Raw genomic sequence first — 17,429 nt, forward strand, 5'->3', positions numbered from 1 at the left:
CTTGCGCTTGTTAATAAAGCGCTAGAGGCCGATTTGATGCTCATAGCGGCGTCACAGGTGCTTCGCCCGCCAGGTGGCGGCGGGCGTTTTCCATGAAGCGGTCCACCGAGTTCTGCACCGCTTCAGGCGACCAGCCCGCCACATGGGGTGTGAGCACCACGTTGTCCAGGCCCAGCAGCTCGGCCGGGGGCGCGGGCTCGCTCTCGTACACGTCCAGGCCGGCTGCAGCGATGCGGCCTTCGCGCAGCGCGGCGGCCAGGGCCGAAGTATCGATCACGCTGCCGCGTGCGATGTTGACTACCACGCCGCGCGGGCCCAGCACGTTCAGCACGGTGGCATTGACCAGATGCCGGGTAGCAGCACCACCGGGCGTGGCGATGACGAGAAAGTCCGCCCACTCGGCCAGCGCAGCCACATCGGCAAAGTAGCGGTAAGGCACATCGGTGCGGGCGCTGCGGTTGTGGTAGCCCACCTCCATCTCGAAGCCCAGCGCGCGCTGCGCAATCTTCTTGCCGATGGTGCCCAGGCCGATTAGCCCCAAGCGCTTGTGCGACACGTTGGGGGGCAGCGGCAGCGCCGTGCGCCACACACCGGCCCGCGTGGCCTTGTCCAGCGGCAGGATGCGGCGCTGCGCGGCAATCAGCAGGCCCCAGGTGTGGTCGGCCACGCAGTCGTCGTTGGTGCCCGCACCGGTGGCCACCACAATGCCGCGCGCCTTGGCGTGGTCTACCGCCACGTTTTCATAACCCGCGCCCAGCACGCAGATCAGCGTGAGCGCGGGCAGCGCGTCGATCTGCGCGGGCGACAGGCCGATGGCGCCGATGGTGAGCGCTACCCGCACGCGCGGGCCGTGTTCAGCAATCGCGGCCGCAGCCTGCGCTGCATCGGGCGCGTAGACCACTTCAAACACCTCGGCCATCTGGGCGCGGTGTTCTTCCGAGAGAAAAGTGAGGGCAAGCAGGAGAGGCTTCATGGGTTCAAGGTTCCAAATACAGGGGGGATCAGGCGGCGCCATCGCTTTGTTGCAAGGCCCACATGTTGGCGTAGCGGCCGCCTTGGGCCAGCAGCTGCGCGTGCGTGCCGCGCTCAATGATGCGGCCCGCATCCATCACCAGAATCTCGTGCGCGTCCACCACCGTGGAGAGGCGGTGGGCAATGAGCAGCGTGGTCTTGTTTTGCGCAGCGCTTTGCAGCTCGGCCTGGATGGCGCGCTCGTTGGCAGAGTCCAGCGCGCTGGTGGCCTCGTCGAAGATAAGGATGGGCGGGTTCTTGAGCAGCGTGCGGGCAATGGCCACGCGCTGCTTTTCACCGCCCGAGAGCTTGAGCCCCCGCTCGCCCACCATGGTGGCGTAGCCCTTGGGCGTGGCGGCAATGAAGTCGTGGATGCGCGCGGCGCGAGCGGCGGCCTCCACCTCTTGCTGCGTGGCACCCGTGCGGCCGTAGGCAATGTTGTAGGCCACGGTGTCGTTGAAGAGCACGGTGTCCTGCGGCACGATACCAATCGCCTGGCGCACGCTGGCCTGCGTCACGCTGCGAATCTCCTGCCCGGCGATGGTGATACGGCCTTGCTGGATGTCGTAGAAGCGGAACAGCAGCCGCGCCAGCGTGGATTTTCCCGAGCCCGAGGGCCCGACCACCGCCACCGTCTTGCCCGCAGGGATTTCAAAGCTCACGCCTTGCAGAATGGGCCGCGCAGCGTCGTAGGCAAAGTGCACATCTTCAAACCGCACCGTGGGCTGCGCCAGGCCTTGCAGCGGCTGCGCGCCGGGGGCATCGGCCACCTCGCGCTCCTTGTCCATCAGCACGAACATCTTGTCCAGGTCCGTCAGGCTCTGCTTGATCTCGCGGTAGATCACGCCCAGAAAGTTGAGCGGAATGTAGAGCTGGATCATGAACGCGTTGATCATGACCAGATCGCCCAGCGTCAGGCGCCCATCGACCACGCCCTGCGTGGCGCGCCACAGCATGGCCACCAGCCCCACGGCAATGATGAGCTGCTGGCCCGCGTTGAGCATGGACAACGTGGTCTGGCTCTTGAGCCGCGCGCGGCGCAGGCGCTCCAGGCTTTCGTCGTAGCGACGGGCCTCGAAGCCTTCGTTGTTGAAGTACTTCACCGTCTCGTAGTTCAGCAGCGAATCCACCGCCTTGGTGTGCGCAGCCGAATCGAACTCGTTGGCCTCGCGGCGGAACTTGGTGCGCCACTCGGTCACCAGCACCGTGTAGGCGATGTACAGCACCAGCGCGGTGAGTGTGATCCAGGCAAACCAGGCGTCAAACTTCACGGCCAGCACGCTGAGCACCAGCACCACCTCAATGAGCGTGGCAAACACATTGAACAGCGAGAACGAGATCAGCGACTCAATGCCGCGCACCCCGCGCTCGATGTCGCGCGTCATGCCACCCGTTTGCCGCTCCAGGTGAAAGCGCAGGCTCAGCGCGTGCAGGTGCTCAAAGGTCTGCAGCGCAATCGAGCGCGCCGCCCCCTGCGTGGCCTTGGCAAAGACCAGCTCGCGCAACTCGTTGAACACGGAAGTGGACAGGCGCAGCGCGCCGTAGGCCACCAGCAGGCCCACGGGCACGACCAGCATGGCGGCCGGATCGCCCGGCTTGAAGCTCATGGCATCGACCAGGGTCTTGAGCAGCAGGGGCACGCCCACGTTGGCCAGCTTGGCGGCCACCATGAAGGCGATGGCAGCCACCACGCGCCACTTGTACTGCCACAGGTAGGGCAACAGGCGCTGCAGGGTCAGCCAGTCGGTGCGGGATCGCTGCTCGGATGGAGGAGACGATGGGGAATGTGGAGGGCCGGATTCACCGCGTTGGCGCATGGGGGACAATCCTGATTGTTGTTATTTAGTGATTGTGCCTATGTCTGCCTCTTTCAGCCCGCCACCCGCCGCATTGCCCTCCGAGCACGAACTGGTGCTCAAAGTCATTCCCATGCCTGGCGACTGCAACGCCAACGGCGATATTTTTGGCGGCTGGGTGATGGCCCAGGTGGACCTGGCCGGATCGGTGCTGCCCGCGCGCTACGTGCAGGGCCGCATGGCCACGGTGGCCGTCAATGAATTCATTTTCAAGCAGCCGGTGCGCGTGGGCGACATCCTGTCGTTCTTCTCGCACATCACGCGCGTGGGTAACACCTCGGTCACCGTGCAGGTTGAGGTGTATGCCGAGCGCTTTTCCGACCAGGGCCGCTATGTGAAGGTGACCGAGGCCACGCTGACCTATGTGGCCATAGACGCCAATGGGCGCCCACGCCCGCTGCCCAAGCCGCAGGCGCCTGCCCAGGGCTGAGCCCCGGGCGGTTTTCTGAGCCCTCAGGCCGCCATGGCGGCAGGCTCTGCGCGCACCACAGCAGGCGCCACCGATGCGCGCACACCAGCGCCGATGCCAGCTTCGATCTCGCCCGCCAACTGCCCGCCCTCTTCCACCACGAGCTTGCCGTAGCGGATCTTGCCGTTGACCTTGCCCGTGCTGTAGATCACCAGCTTCTGGCGCACGGTGAGGGTGCCGTTGAACTCGCCATGGATCTCGGCAATGTCGATCTCTGCCGAGCCCTTGAATGCGCCGTTTTCCGAGATATGGATCACGCGCGAATCCATGGTGGCTTCTACCGTGCCTTCCACCACCAGCGTGTCGCAGTCGGTGATCTCCACGCCCTTGAGCTTGATGTTGGGGCCCACCGTGAGCTTGCTGCCCGAGCTGTCGCCCACCGAAGAGGCCTGTGGCTTGTGCCCCGTGAGGCCGCCCGCTGGCGCGCCCACCGCTGGGGCGGAGCCCGAGGCGAGCGTGTTCAAACCATTGGCAGGGGTGGTGTGGCGCTGGAAGGGTTCGGGTTCGCGTTTGCCAAAGAAGGGGTTTTGCACGGCCATCAGATCTCCTTGAAAAGGATGCATCCTAGGTTTTCATGCCGGCAAAAGTTGCCATCTTCCGCAAAAGCAGTAACCAAACGGTTCGTTCGTAGCATGCGCTTGCAAGGCTTGCAGGACCACACGCCCACCGCCTGCGGCGCAGCACAACTTACGAAACGATATAGGCCGCCGCCCCGGCCGACATGAGCTGCCCATCGGGGCCAAAGAATTCCATGCGCGTGGTGGCCACGCGCGAGCCCAGGCGCAGCACCTCGGCCCGCAGCTCAAAGTGGCTGCCAATGCCGGGGCGCAGGTAGTCAATGCGCAGGTCGATGGTGCCCAGCTTGGCAAAGCGGTGCAGGCGCTGCTCGGGCGGCTCGCTCATGTGCTTGGCGCCAATGGCGGCCATCACAGCCAGCCCGCCCATGGCATCCAGCCCGGCACTGATCACGCCCCCGTGGATGCGGTTGTAGGCATAGTGCCCCACCAGCTCTGGCCGCATGTCGATGCGCGCCACCACCTGCTGCGGGGCAATGCTGGTGACCTTGAGTCCCAGCAGCTGGTTGAAGACGATCTGCTCTTCAAAGATGGTGGTGAGCCCGGCGAGGAACTCGGGCTCGAACACGATGGCGGCAGCGGAAGCGGACGAAGCGGACATAAACACCCTTGAGGCTGCGGCGGGCCACCCGCCATCTTTACTATGCTTTTGATAGCTGCCAGCGCTTGTCAATAAAGCGCCGGAAGCCAATTTCGCTTAAATCACGGACATCAGTAGCAGCCTTCAGACCTTGCTGAAATCAGGATGTCTTTTCTCCATAAACGCGCCAAATGCTTCGCGGGCGGCGGGCTCGCGCAGCATGCGGCCAAAGCTGGCGCCTTCTTCGGCCATCACGGCGGCGATCTGGGGCAGCTGGTGCTTCTTCATCAGGCGCTTGGTCTCGATCAGCGAAGACAGGGGCTTGGCTGCCAGCTTCTTGGCCTGGGCTTGCGCCACGCCGTTGCATTCGGTGGGTGGCAACACGCGGTTGACCAGACCCACTTCCAGGGCAGCTTCGGCAAAGAAGGGCTCACCCAGCAGCAGTGCTTCGGCGGCGCGGTGGTAGCCCAGCATTTGCGGCACCAGCAGGCTGGATGCGGCTTCAGGGCACAGGCCCAGGTTGACGAAGGGCATGGAGAACGCTGCGTTGTCGCCCGCGTACACCAGATCGCAGTGGAACAGCATGGTGGTGCCAATGCCCACAGCCGGGCCGCACACCGAGGCGATCACGGGCTTGGGGAAGGCGGCCAGACGGTGCAGGAAACGGAACACGGGCGACTCCTGCGTGGCAGGGGGCTGCTGCAAAAAGTCGCCAATGTCGTTACCAGCGCTGAAGATGGCCACATCGCCCTGGAACACCACCACGCGCACGCTGGCGTCCTGCTCAGCAGCGGCCAGGGCGTCGGCCATGGCGGCATACATCGTGGTGGTGATGGAGTTTTTCTTGTCCACCCGGTTGAAGGTGATGGTGGTCACGCCGGCTTCGGTGTGAACGAGGATGTCTTTGGTGGTTTCGGTCATGGTCAAAGAGGTGAATGAGGAACGTAGCGGCGCACGGTGGTGCGCTCACTCCTTGTAGTAAACGATCTGGTGGCTGGTGGCCAGCATGGTGCCGGCTTCGTTCCACAACTGCACGGTCTGGTCGAAAAACCCGTTGCGGAACTCCTGCCCGCGCGCCTGGCCCAGCAGGTAGCCGGTGCCGGTCTGCGCCAGTTGCTCGGCGCTGGCATGGAAGTACACGGTGATGGACACGGTGCCTGCGGGCACGCGGTGCGCGCGGCGCAACCACACGCGGGGAAAGAACAGGTCGGCCAGCGCAGACAGGGCGCAGAAGTCCAGCGGCCGGGCCGGTGCGTCGCGCATCCAAAGCTGGGTCAGGCTATGGTCTCCGCTGCCATCCCAGGCACGGGGCAAGGCGCCAGTGATGGGGCGCATTTCATAGCGGTTGAGCCATTCCATGGCTTCGGGCCCGTGTTCAATGGCGGGGTGGGCGGTGGGGCCGGGCACGGCAGGCATGGGCACATCGCCAGCACTCCAGGTATCGCGGCGCACGGCGGTCACGGCCGTGGCCGTGGTGGTCACCACGGGCGCGCCTTCGGCATCGGCCTGGAGAATGGTCAAAGTCCAGTGCTGGGTGGACCGGTTGGTGCGCACGGGCGTGGCCTGCACGGTAAAGGCCCCCGCCGTGAGCGCCCCCGCGTAATTGACGGTGAGCGACAAGGGGTCGCCCAGCCGGTCAGGGTGCTGCATCACGGCCTGCAGCAGCGTGGCCGCAGTCACGCCGCCAAACGGCCCCACCATGTTCCAGTAGCCGGCATGGGTCTGACCCGTGTATTGCCCGGGCGCGGAAGACGTCAGCGCAAGCGCCTCGTCCAAAGGATGGATGGATGAAGTCATTCCGCTAGTGTGCCGCGAAACCGAACGCCAGGGCGTCGTAACGGCGACTGCCGCCACCGCGCACCGTCTGACACCGATTTGCCGAAGTGAGCCAAATATGTCTCCTCGCGCTAAACCGATCTGTACCGGCTTGAATGGAAAACAAAAACAGGCAGGGCGTTGCCCCTGCCTTCACACCCCACCCTCAAGGGCGTAGCGAGCGACTTTCAGGCTAGGCGGACGGAGCGCAGCAACCGGAACGTACTTGCGGTACGTGAGGATTGCGAGCACCGCCCAACGACGCATGAAAGCCGCGCAGTAGCCAGTCAACTCAAAGAGCTTCGATGATGCCGGCGGCGCCTTGGCCTGTACCTACACACATCGTGACCATGCCGTACTTCAGCTTGTGCCGGCGCAGCGCATGCACCACCGTAGCCGCACGGATCGCACCGGTCGCCCCCAGCGGGTGGCCCAGCGCAATCGCGCCGCCCATCGGGTTCACATTCGCAGGATTCAGCCCCAGCGTATTGATCACCGCCAGCGACTGCGCCGCGAACGCTTCGTTCAACTCATACCAGCCAATGTCATCGCTCTTGAGGCCCGCATAACGCAGGGCCGCCGGAATGGCTTCGATGGGACCAATGCCCATGATCTCGGGTGGCACGCCGCGCGCGGCATAGCTCACAAAGCGGGCCAGCGGCGTGAGGCCAAACTGCTTCACGGCCTTTTCGCTGGCCACGATGAGGGCGCCCGCGCCATCGCTGGTCTGCGAGCTGTTGCCCGCCGTGACGCTGCCGCGTGCGGCAAACACGGGCTTGAGCTTGGCCAGGCCTTCCAGGGACGTGTCGGGGCGTGGGCCTTCGTCCAGGCTCACGGTGCGGCGCTTTTCCACCACTTCGCCGGTGGCGAGATTGGGCGAGCGTTCCACGATTTCGATGGGGGTGATTTCGTCGGTGAACTCACCGGCCTTTTGCGCCTTGATGGCGCGCAGGTGGGACTCAAGCGCGAACGCGTCCTGCATTTCGCGGCTCACCTTCCACTGCTGGGCGACCTTTTCTGCGGTGAGGCCCATGCCATAGGCGATGCCCACGTTTTCATCCTTCGCGAAGATCTCGGCGTTGAACGAGGGCTTGTTGCCGCCCATGGGCACCAGGCTCATGGACTCGGCGCCACCGGCGATCAGCACGTCGGCCTCGCCCACACGGATGCGGTCGGCCGCCATCTGCAGCGCGGTGATGCCCGATGCGCAAAAGCGGTTCACCGTCACGCCGCCCACGGGGTGGTCGAACGCCAGGCCCATGGCAATGCGGGCCATGTTCATGCCTTGCTCGCCTTCGGGGAACGAGCAGCCAATGATGGCGTCTTCAATCGCCTTGGGGTCCAGCGTGGGCACCTGCAGCATGGCGCTCTTGACGGCGGCGACCAGCAGGTCGTCGGGGCGGGTGTTCTTGAAATAGCCGCGGCCCGAGCGCCCGATGGGCGTGCGCGTGGCGGCGACGATGTAGGCGTCCTGAACTTGTTTTTGAGCCATGGTGAAACTCCTTCAATTCTTGGGGGGGCGGCTGGAAGGAACCCAGGCCCACGTAAATACACATTCGACCGGCTCCACACCGGCTTCGTCGGTCACGGTGACTTTCACCTGCACCTCACCCTTGTCGCTGCCCTGCATGGCGGCGCGCTGCTCGGCGGTGAGCGTGGCCACGGCCTTCAGGCCGCCCGTGGCGCGCTTCTTGAACGCCATGCTGAACTCCTTGGCCAGCGGCAGGCAGTCGTCGCGCACGTTCATGCCCGCGACCATGCCGGTGGCCGTTTCGGCCAGCAGGTTCATGGCCGAGGCGTGCACGCCGCCGATGTGGTTCTGCACGCGGTGCTCGTTGGCAAGATGCACCTCGACACGCTCGGGCGTGAGCGACACGAACTTCACCCCGGCCGTGCCGGTGAAAGGCACGGCCCGGCGCAGGATGATGTTCTGCACAAAGCCCCGCATGAAGGCGGGTGCTTCGTCCAGACGCATCAGCGAGCGCTGGAGTTTGTTGGGGCGGTGGTCCGTCACGGCGAAGGCGGTCAGTTGCGGACAGGCTTGCCGGTGGACAGCATGCCCAGGATGCGCTCGTGCGTCTTGGGCTGGGCGATCAGGTGGCAGAACACCTTGCGCTCCAGCGTGAGCAGGTATTCCTCGCTCACCATTGAACCCGCATCCACATCGCCGCCACAGACCACCTCGGCGATCATGGCGCCGATCTTGAAGTCATAGGCGCTGATGAAGCCGCCGTCTCGCATGTTCACCAGCTGGGCCTTGATGGTAGCCAGGCCGCTGCGGCCCGCCACGGGGAACAGGCGCTTGTGCGGTGCACGCCAGCCACTGGCAGCCATGGACTTGGCTTCGTTGATGGCGACGAACAGCAGCTCGTCCTTGTGCGGAACGATGACGTCGCTGTCCAGCAGGAAGCCCAGCTTGCGCGACTCCAGCGCGCTGGTGCCCACCTTGGCCATGGCGGCGGCGGTGAAGCCTTCGGTCAGGAAGGGCAGGATGTCCTTGCTCGTCGAGGCCGCCATGTTCTCGGCCGCGCGGCGGGCGATGTAGGTCAGGCCGCCGGCGCCGGGCACCAGGCCCACCCCCACTTCGACCAGGCCGATGTAGCTTTCCATGTGCGCCACGCGCTTGGCCGAATACACGGCCAGCTCGCAGCCGCCGCCCAGCGCCATGCCGTGGATGGCAGCCACCACGGGAACCTGCGCGTAGCGGATGCGCATCATCAGGTTTTGCAGTTCCTGCTCGATGCTTTCCACCGCGTCGGGGCCGCCCACGGCAAAGGCGGGCATGGTGGCTTCGAGGTCGGCACCCACGCTGAAAGGCGCATCGCCCGACCAGATGACCATGCCGTCGTATTCGCGCTCGGCCAGCTCCAGGGCTTCGGCCAAGCCTTCCATCACTTCGGGGCTGATGGCGTGCATCTTGTTCTTGATGCTGGCGATGAGGACCCGCCCACCGAAGGGGCTTCCATCCTCGTCAAGCGTCCAGGTGCGCAGGGCTTTCGATTCGGCAATGGTGGTGCCAGCGGTGCGCCAGTCGGGCAGGCTGGTTTCGCCCAGCAGCGCCTCGGGGAAGATCTGGCGTTCGTACACGGGCAGCTGGCGGCGGGGCACGAACTTGCCTTGCGATGCGCTCCACGAACCTTGCGCGGTGTGCACGCCACCGGCGTCGGCCACAGGGCCCTTGAACACCCACTCGGGCAGCGGTGCCTTGCACAGCGCTTTGCCCGCGTCGATGTCTTCCTGGATCATCTTCGCCACTTCGAGCCAGCCGGCTTCCTGCCACAGCTCGAAGGGGCCTTGCTTCATGCCAAAGCCCCAGCGCATGGCCTGGTCCACGTCGCGGGCGTTGTCGGCAATAGTGGCCAGGTGCACGGCAGCGTAGTGGAAGCTGTTGCGCAAAATGGCCCAGAGGAACTGGCCGGGCGCGCCTTCGGCGTTGCGCAGCAGGCGCAGGCGTTCAGCGGCGGGCTTCTTGAGCATGCGAGCGTACACCTCGTCGGCCTTCTGGCCGGCGGGCACATACTCTTCGCTTTCCAGCTCGAAGCGCATCACGTCGCGACCAACCTTCTTGAAGAAACCGGCCTTGGTCTTCTGGCCCAGGTTGCCCAGCTCCAGCAGCTTCTTCAGCACCGCGGGCGTGCCGAAGCTTTCGTAGAAGGGGTCGGTCTCCAGGCTCAGGTTGTCCTGCAGCGTCTTGATCACGTGGGCCATGGTGTCCAGGCCCACCACGTCGGCGGTGCGGAAGGTGCCGCTCGATGCACGGCCCAGCTTCTTGCCCGTGAGGTCGTCCACCACGTCGTAGGTCAGGCCAAAGTTCTCCACCTCTTTCATCGTGGACAGCATGCCCGCGATGCCCACGCGGTTGGCCACGAAGTTAGGCGTGTCGTGCGCGCGCACCACGCCCTTGCCCAGGCCGCTGGTGACGAAGGCTTCGAGCTGGTCCAGCACTTCAGGCTGGGTGGTGGGGGTGTTGATCAGTTCCACCAGCGTCATGTAGCGCGGGGGGTTGAAGAAGTGGATGCCGCAGAAACGGGGCTTGATGCTCTCCGGCAGCACTTCGCTCAGCTTGGTGATCGACAGGCCCGAGGTGTTGGACGCCAGGATGGCGTGCTTGGCCACGTGGGGCGCGATCTTGGTGTACAGGTCGAGCTTCCAGTCCATGCGCTCGGCAATGGCCTCGATCACGAGGTCGCATTCCTTGAGCAGGTGCATGTGCTCTTCGTAGTTGGCCTGCTGGATCAGCGCCGCATCATCAGCCACACCCAGGGGCGAAGGCTTGAGCTTCTTGAGGCCTTCAACGGCCTTGGTGACGATGCCGTTCTTCGGGCCTTCCTTGGCAGGCAGGTCGAACAGCACCACAGGCACCTTCACGTTGACGAGGTGGGCGGCAATCTGCGCGCCCATCACGCCTGCGCCGAGCACGGCGACTTTTTTCACTTGGAATCGGGACATGGGTTGGGTTCCTTGTTGGGGCGCGGCGCCACCCCGCCGGGGTGCGCGCGGCCACGGGAATGGGGGTTACTGGATGCGGATCCAGGTCTGCGTGCGGCCAAACGGCCCGATGGAGCCACGCACTTCCAGCTTCTTGCCGCCCTCGATGGGCGTGAGGCGCAGCGTGTAGTTGCGGCCGTTCTCGGGGTCGAGAATCTTGCCGCCTTCCCACACGTCCTTGCCGTCGGCCTTCTTGGCGCCACGGATGATTTCCAGGCCCAGCACCGGCTTGTCCTTGCGGTCATCGGTGCATTCCTTGCACACATCGTCCGGCTTGGCGTCCTTGGACAGGCGCTTTTCCAGCACCCCCAGCAACCCACCCGCACCCGTGTCACGGATGCGGATTTCGGCCTTGGCCTCGCCGGTCTTGTCGTCGATGTTGCGCCACAGGCCTTCGGGCGTCATCTGCGCCCAGGCCGGCAAGGCACTTGCTACCAAAACAATAGCTGCTACCGCTTTATACATAAGCGCTCCATGGCAAAAAGACTTGAAATCCGCATCCGACGCCGATCAGGCCAGGGCCAGATCGGTGTCCATCAGCACCTTGCTGCCAGCGCGCGCTGTGCGCATCAGCGTCGCCGTTTCGGGGAACAGCTTGGCGAAGTAGAAGCGTGCGGTTTGCAGCTTGGCGCCATAGAACGGGTCGGTGTTGCCAGCGGCAATTTCGCGCAGCGCGACCTGGGCCATGCGGGCAAACAGGTAGCCGAACACCAGGTGGCCGGCCACGCGCAGGTAGTCCACAGCGGCAGCGCCCACTTCGTCGGGGTTTTGCATGCCCTTGAAGCCGATTTCGGTGGTGAACTTGGTCATCTGGTCGCCCAGCATCGCGATCGGGTTGATGAACTCGGCCATCTTCTCGTTCACGCCTTCTTCTTCCACCAGCTTGCCAATCAGCTTGCCCAGCTTTTTCAGCGTGGCGCCGTTGTTGCCCAGGATCTTGCGGCCCAGCAGGTCCAGCGACTGCACGGTGTTCGTGCCTTCGTAGATCATGTTGATGCGGTTGTCGCGCACGTACTGCTCCATGCCCCATTCCTTGATGAAGCCGTGGCCGCCAAAGACCTGCATGCAGTGGTTGGTGGAGATATGTCCGTTGTCGGTGATGAAGGCCTTGACGATGGGAGTCAGCAGGGCCACGAGTTCTTCAGACTCGGCACGCACCTTTTCGTCGGGGTGGCTGTGCACCTTGTCCAGCAGCAGCGTGCAGTAGATCTGCAGCGCGCGGGCGCCTTCGGCGTAGGCCTTGGCGGTGAGCAGCATCTTGCGCACGTCGGGGTGCACGATGATGGGATCGGCTTCCTTGTCCTTGGCCTTGGTGCCGCTCAATGAGCGCATCTGGATGCGGTCCTTGGCGTAGGCCAGCGCGTTCTGGAATGCCACTTCGGTCAGGCCCAGCGACTGGTTGCCCACGCCCAGGCGGGCGGCGTTCATCATCACGAACATGGCGGCCAGGCCCTTGTGCGGCTGGCCGACCAGGGTGCCGACGGCACCGTCGATGGCGATCTGCGCCGTGGCATTGCCGTGGATGCCCATCTTGTGCTCCAGGCCCGTGCAGTAAATGGGGTTGCGCTCGCCCAGGCTGCCATCGGCATTCACCTTGAACTTCGGCACCACAAACAGGCTGATGCCCTTGCTGCCCTTGGGCGCATCGGGCAGGCGTGCCAGCACCAGGTGCACGATGTTGGAAGCCATGCTGTGCTCGCCAGCGCTGATGAATATCTTGTTGCCGGTGAGCTTGTAGGTGCCATCAGCCTGGGGTTCGGCCTTGGTGCGCAGCAGGCCCAGGTCAGTACCGCAGTGGGGTTCGGTCAGGCACATGGTGCCAGTCCACTCGCCGCTGGTCAGCTTGGGCAGGTACAGCTTCTTTTGCTCGTCGGTGCCATGCGCATGCAGGGCTTCATAGGCGCCGTGGCTCAGGCCGGGGTACATGGTCCAGGCCTGGTTGGCCGAGTTCATCATCTCGTACAGGCACTGGTTCAGCACGAAGGGCAGGCCCTGGCCGCCATAGGCGGGGTCGCAGCTCAGCGCCGCCCAGCCGCCTTCGACGTACTTGTCATAGGCTTCCTTGAAGCCCGTGGGGGTCTTGACCTCGTGGGTGGCCTTGTCCAGCACGCAGCCTTCGGTGTCGCCGCTGATGTTCAGCGGGAAGATCACCTCAGAGGCGAACTTGCCCGCCTCTTCGATGACGGCGTTGATGGTGTCCACATCCACCTCGGCATGCTGGGGCATGGCCTTGAATTCATCGGTGACCTTGAAGACTTCATGCATCACGAATTGCATGTCGCGCAGGGGCGGCGTGTAGGTAGGCATCGGTTTACTCCTTGGAGGGGGTGGTCGTTGAAACGGAAACTTTGCGCCGCGCAGCGGCAGGTCGGTGTGCCGCCGGGGCGGCTTTGGCGGGCGATGCCGCCCGCGCTGCTGCACCTTCGGTGCGGTAGCGCGCAAGAATGTTTTGAAAACCCATCACGGCCCGCTCGATGGAGCCGGGGTTTTGCAAGAAACGAGCGTCGTAGTGCAGTGCCAGGATGAGGCCATGGATCTCGAACAGCATCTGGTCTTCGTTGGTTTCAGGACGCAGTTCGCCGCAGTCCTTGCACTGCGTGATGGCCCGGCGCATGGCGGCGTGCCAGGTCATAACCGAGCCCGCCAACGCATCGCGCACGGGGCCGGTGCGGTCGTCAAACTCCACAGCGCCGCTGATGTAGATGCAGCCCGAGTCGATTTCGATGGAGGTGCGCTTCATCCAGTTGTCGAACATCGCGCTCAAACGCGCGATGCCGCGGGGCGAAGACATGGCGGGGTAGAAAACTTCTTGCTCGAAGCGCGTGTGGTATTCGCGGATAACGGAAATCTGCAGCTCTTCACGCGAGCCAAAGTGGGCAAACACACCCGACTTGCTCATGCCGGTGATGTCCGCCAGCGCGCCAATCGACAACCCCTCCAGCCCAATGTGCGTGGCCAGGCCCAGGGCGGCTTCAACGATGGCCGCCTTGGTCTGCGGGCCCTTTTGCATGGCCCGGCCAGTGGTGGCACGGGTGCGGGGGGCGCGTGGAGCGGAAGAATCAGATTTGGCGGGCATGCGTGCAAATAAAACGAACGTTCGTTCTATTTTGCAGCATTTTTGATCTTCGGGGAAAGCCCCCTCGAAAAAAAGAGGTAACACCCAAAGCCTGTTGTTCTGCAGCCACCTGTGTGACACCGAAGCGCGAACGGGGCCGCGCGCAGGGGCGCGAGTCAACCCAGTGACCAGTTTATGCCGCCCACCCGCCCGGTGCAGCAGGGAAAACGCCAGCACGGAGCCACCCACCCAGGTCTCGCCCAACAAAAAAGCCCCACACCGTTGAGCGTGGGGCTTGGAAGGAAAGGCAGACCGGGCGCTGCGCCCTATTTAACGCAAGCCCATCAATGCAGCATCTGCGCCAGGCTGGCGTCGAGGTGCTCGGTCGGGTTGCGGCGAAAGCCCGAGCGCGCAAAACGTTGCAGGCGCCCCAGCGCAAATGAGGTGAGCACGCTGGCCTGTACCTGGGCGTGCACGGTGGGCGTTTCTGAACCGCTGGTGCGCAGGCACTGGCGCAGGGTGGACTCGATGCGGTCAAAAAACTGGTTCATGCGCTGCTGCAGGCGTTCATGCTCAAACACCAGCGCATCACCCACCATCACCCGCACCATGCCGGGGTTGCGTTCGCCAAACTGCAGCAGCAGCGCGATGATGCGGCTGGCCTGGCGCAGCCCCACTTCGGCAGGCTGGTCGGGGGCAGGCACGTCACGCCCGGTGATCTGCTGCACCAGCGTGAACACGGATTGCTCGATGAAGTCAATGAGCCCTTCGAACATCTGCGCCTTGCTGGCGAAGTGGCGGTACAGCGCCGCTTCGCTCACCGACAGGCGCGCAGCCAGTGCGGCCGTGGTGATGCGCTCGGCGCCGGGTTGTTCCAGCATGGCCGCCAGCGCTTGCAGGATCTGCACGCGCCGCTCGCCTGGCTTGGGCCGCTTGCGGGCCGCTGGCGCTTCTTCAGCGTCAACGGAGTCGGCAGGTTCAATCAGAGACGAGGTATCAGACATGCGCAAACAACAAAGAGAAAGACCCACAGGCCAAGTAGACGGAGCCCCGGACTGGTGGAGTGCGACCGGTAGCACGGTAGGCTGGAAGAACACCCGGGCGCCTTCAAGCGCGCGGCAGGGCGTAAATCCTGTGTGCAAATGATTCTCGCACACCCGTTCGCCGTCGGTTTGCAAATGGTTTGCAAACGCAGCCCTTGACGGCGAGACTGCGCGCAGCCCCCACAGCCAGACGGTACACCACAGCCGCACTCCGGCTGGGTCACGATGACTAGGGGAAAAGCACCGTCACGCGCAGGCCTCGGCCATGCGCTCCCGTGTCCAGCGTGAGCGTTGCACGGTGCACCCGGCTGATTTCGTCGGCAATGGCCAAGCCCAAACCCGTGCCCTCGCCCACCGCGCCGGGCACCCGGTAAAACCGCTGCATGACGCGAGAGCGCTCACTCTCGGGCACGCCCGGGCCGTCGTCTTCCACTTCCAGATACACCCGCAATGCCCCCGAAGGCACCAGCCGCTGCCCGCAGCGCATGGTGACCACCCCACCCGCCGGGGTGTATTTGATGGCGTTGTCCACCAGGTTGGACATCAACTCCCGCAGCAGCCAGCCGTGGCCGGTGACGTGCACCGGCTGCACTTCCAGCCCGAGATCCAGGCCCTTGCCGGTGGCCGCGTCGAGGAAGTTTTCCAGCAGCGTCTCGCACAGGTCTTTCAAATCCACGCGCTGCAGCGGCTGCGCGTCCATGCTGCGCTCATCGGCCCGCGACAAGGCAAGCAGCTGGTGCGCCAGCTGCGAAGTGCGACGGGTGGCATTGCGCAGCTTCTCAATCTGCTCAACTCCTAAAACAATAGCACCTTGCGCTTTGTGGGCGGGCGCTAGAGGCTGTTTTCTATCTAAATTAGCAGAATCACCCTGCACCACCCCAGCCGCCTTGGCCATCATGGCCCAGGCTTCCACCTGTGCCTGCAGGCCTGCCAGCGGCGTTCGCAACTGGTGGGCTGCGTCGGCCACAAACCGGCGCTGCCCCTCCGCCTGCGCGTTGACCAGGGCAAACAAGCGGTTGAGCGAATGCACCAGCGGACGCACCTCGGTGGGCGAGGCGCTTTCGTCGATGGGACTGAGATCGCGCGGCGAACGATGCGCCACCGCCTCGGCCAGGTCCACCAAGGGCTTGAAAGCCCGGCCCACGGCCCAGTGGATGGCCAGCGCGGCGGCAGCCACCAGCACCAGGTTGGGCAGCAGCACCCGCAAGAGCAGCTGCTGAGCCCATTGCTGGCGGGGGTCTGAACCATCGGCAATCGCCATCACCAGCTCCCCAGCCCCGGTGCGCCCGCGCTGCACCGCCACCCGGTACGTCACGCCGCCATATTCCAGGCTATGGAATTCAGGCTGGGCGGTGGTGGGGACCACGCCATCCACCCACTCATCTCCCAGCAACAACTGGCCGTCGCTGTCACGCACGCTGTAGCCCGCGAACCCGGCGTTCTGGCGCAAAAAGTCCTCCACGGGCGGGGCCAGCAGCAGCAGGGGCGCGCCATGTTCATGGATGGAAGGCGCCACCACGGAGTCGGCCAGCGCTGGCAGCAGGCGCAAGAGCCGCTGGTCATGCCGGCTGGCAGCGTCGTCGGCTGAGCGGTAATCCATCCACACGCCGACCACAGCCAGCACGCACAGCGGCAGCACCAGCAGCAGCAGAAGGCGGTTGCGCAAGTCAGAGGTCATCCCGCTCAAGCCAAGACGGGTTACGGGACGTGGCCTATGGAAAGACATGCAGCGATGCCTCCTCAAGGATTGCAGCGGCCTTGAAGCGCTGCGCGACCATGCCAACACGAACAGGCTTCACGGTGTGCTGGCATGGGCAGTCCTCCTCGGCTTCAGGCCTGCTGCGCCAGTTCCAGCCGGTAGCCAAAGCCCCGGATAGAGCGCAGTGCCACGCCGTGCGGCTCCAGCTTGCCGCGCAGGCGCGAGACATACACCTCCACCGCGTTGGGCGTGATTTCCTTGTCCCAGCCCGTCAAGGCCTGCAAGAGCTTGTCTTTGCTGGCGGGCTTGGGGGCGTGGATGAGCAGGTACTCCAGCACCGTCCATTCGCGCGGCCCGAGCTCAATGACGTGCTCCACCCCGTCCACGCGGGCGCAGGCACGGCGGCCTGCGGTGTCCAGCTCCAGCGGTCCAAAACTGAGCACCGCCGTGGTGGCGGCCTGTGAGCGCCGCAGCAGCGCACGCAGGCGTGCAAGCAGTTCGGGCAGCTCGAAGGGCTTGACCATGTAGTCGTCGGCCCCCAGGTCCAGCCCCTGCACCCGGTCATGCAGGGCATCGCGCGCGGTAAGGATGAGCACCGGCATGCTGCGGCTGGGCATATCGGGGCGGCGCAAGCGCCGGGTCAGCTCCAGCCCATCCATGCCCGGCAGGCCAATGTCGATGATGGCCGCATCGAACGATTCGTTGCGCAGCACATCCTCAGCCCGCTCGCCGCTGCCCACCCAGTCCACGGCATAGCCCGCGTCGGTGAGCCCCAGCTTGATGCCGCTGGCCACCATCACATCGTCTTCGACCAGAAGCAGGCGCATGGTGCGTGCGC

General features: G+C 64.7%; 16 protein-coding genes. 1 reads left to right on the forward strand and 15 read right to left on the reverse strand.

Annotation, left to right across the window (positions count from 1 at the left end; genetic code table 11):
* Nucleotides 1-40: 40 nt before the first annotated feature.
* Together PQV96_RS17510 and PQV96_RS17515 are read right to left on the reverse strand one after the other, a co-directional pair.
* The gene (locus PQV96_RS17510) at nt 41-973 is read right to left on the reverse strand and encodes a 2-hydroxyacid dehydrogenase (RefSeq protein ID WP_273623724.1); all 933 of its coding nucleotides are present in this window, start codon (nt 971-973) and stop codon (nt 41-43) included.
* A 28-nt stretch (nt 974-1,001) separates the two neighbouring features.
* Nucleotides 1,002-2,828, reverse strand: coding sequence for an ABCB family ABC transporter ATP-binding protein/permease (locus PQV96_RS17515; RefSeq protein ID WP_207373127.1), 1,827 nt, complete (start codon nt 2,826-2,828; stop codon nt 1,002-1,004).
* Nucleotides 2,829-2,868: 40 nt separating this feature from the next.
* Here PQV96_RS17515 and PQV96_RS17520 point away from each other — a divergent pair, with 40 nt between their 5' ends.
* Entirely contained in the window at nt 2,869-3,297 is a 429-nt protein-coding gene (locus PQV96_RS17520) for an acyl-CoA thioesterase (RefSeq protein ID WP_044395885.1), read from the forward strand.
* A gap of 23 nt (nt 3,298-3,320) precedes the next feature.
* Here the strand turns inward: PQV96_RS17520 and PQV96_RS17525 are convergent, their stop codons facing one another.
* From PQV96_RS17525 to PQV96_RS17585, 13 genes are all read right to left on the reverse strand, one after another.
* Nucleotides 3,321-3,875 carry a bactofilin family protein gene (locus tag PQV96_RS17525; RefSeq protein WP_273623725.1) on the reverse strand — a complete coding sequence of 185 codons (555 nt, stop codon included), beginning with the start codon at nt 3,873-3,875 and terminating at the stop codon, nt 3,321-3,323.
* Between the two features lie 148 nt (nt 3,876-4,023).
* Nucleotides 4,024-4,512: a thioesterase family protein gene (locus PQV96_RS17530; RefSeq protein ID WP_273623726.1), complete on the reverse strand. Its 489-nt coding sequence runs from the start codon at nt 4,510-4,512 to the stop codon at nt 4,024-4,026.
* A 123-nt stretch (nt 4,513-4,635) separates the two neighbouring features.
* Complete coding sequence (locus tag PQV96_RS17535) at nt 4,636-5,412, reverse strand: enoyl-CoA hydratase (protein WP_207373130.1); 777 nt, start codon at nt 5,410-5,412, stop codon at nt 4,636-4,638.
* 45 nt (nt 5,413-5,457) lie between these two features.
* On the reverse strand, nt 5,458-6,288 hold the full coding sequence (locus tag PQV96_RS17540) for an acyl-CoA thioesterase (RefSeq protein WP_273623727.1): 831 nt from the start codon (nt 6,286-6,288) through the stop codon (nt 5,458-5,460).
* Nucleotides 6,289-6,598: 310 nt separating this feature from the next.
* Nucleotides 6,599-7,798 carry an acetyl-CoA C-acyltransferase gene (locus PQV96_RS17545; protein WP_066783117.1) on the reverse strand — a complete coding sequence of 400 codons (1,200 nt, stop codon included), beginning with the start codon at nt 7,796-7,798 and terminating at the stop codon, nt 6,599-6,601.
* A gap of 12 nt (nt 7,799-7,810) precedes the next feature.
* Nucleotides 7,811-8,320: a DUF4442 domain-containing protein gene (locus PQV96_RS17550; RefSeq protein WP_142082178.1), complete on the reverse strand. Its 510-nt coding sequence runs from the start codon at nt 8,318-8,320 to the stop codon at nt 7,811-7,813.
* An 11-nt stretch (nt 8,321-8,331) separates the two neighbouring features.
* Complete coding sequence (locus PQV96_RS17555) at nt 8,332-10,755, reverse strand: 3-hydroxyacyl-CoA dehydrogenase/enoyl-CoA hydratase family protein (RefSeq protein ID WP_273623728.1); 2,424 nt, start codon at nt 10,753-10,755, stop codon at nt 8,332-8,334.
* A gap of 66 nt (nt 10,756-10,821) precedes the next feature.
* On the reverse strand, nt 10,822-11,259 hold the full coding sequence (locus PQV96_RS17560; RefSeq protein ID WP_044395767.1) for a DUF2147 domain-containing protein: 438 nt from the start codon (nt 11,257-11,259) through the stop codon (nt 10,822-10,824).
* A gap of 45 nt (nt 11,260-11,304) precedes the next feature.
* A complete protein-coding gene (locus PQV96_RS17565; protein WP_273623729.1) occupies nt 11,305-13,101 on the reverse strand; it encodes an acyl-CoA dehydrogenase C-terminal domain-containing protein in 1,797 nt (598 codons plus the stop codon).
* A gap of 4 nt (nt 13,102-13,105) precedes the next feature.
* A complete protein-coding gene (locus PQV96_RS17570; protein WP_273623731.1) occupies nt 13,106-13,870 on the reverse strand; it encodes a TetR/AcrR family transcriptional regulator in 765 nt (254 codons plus the stop codon).
* A gap of 323 nt (nt 13,871-14,193) precedes the next feature.
* On the reverse strand, nt 14,194-14,853 hold the full coding sequence (gene slmA / locus PQV96_RS17575) for a nucleoid occlusion factor SlmA (RefSeq protein WP_066783110.1): 660 nt from the start codon (nt 14,851-14,853) through the stop codon (nt 14,194-14,196).
* A gap of 268 nt (nt 14,854-15,121) precedes the next feature.
* The gene (locus tag PQV96_RS17580) at nt 15,122-16,570 is read right to left on the reverse strand and encodes a sensor histidine kinase (RefSeq protein WP_273623734.1); all 1,449 of its coding nucleotides are present in this window, start codon (nt 16,568-16,570) and stop codon (nt 15,122-15,124) included.
* 152 nt (nt 16,571-16,722) lie between these two features.
* Nucleotides 16,723-17,418, reverse strand: coding sequence for a response regulator transcription factor (locus PQV96_RS17585; protein ID WP_142082184.1), 696 nt, complete (start codon nt 17,416-17,418; stop codon nt 16,723-16,725).
* Between the last annotated feature and the right edge of the window lie 11 nt (nt 17,419-17,429).

It is taken from the genome of Acidovorax temperans (assembly GCF_028596105.1).
Taxonomy (GTDB): domain Bacteria; phylum Pseudomonadota; class Gammaproteobacteria; order Burkholderiales; family Burkholderiaceae_C; genus Acidovorax; species Acidovorax temperans.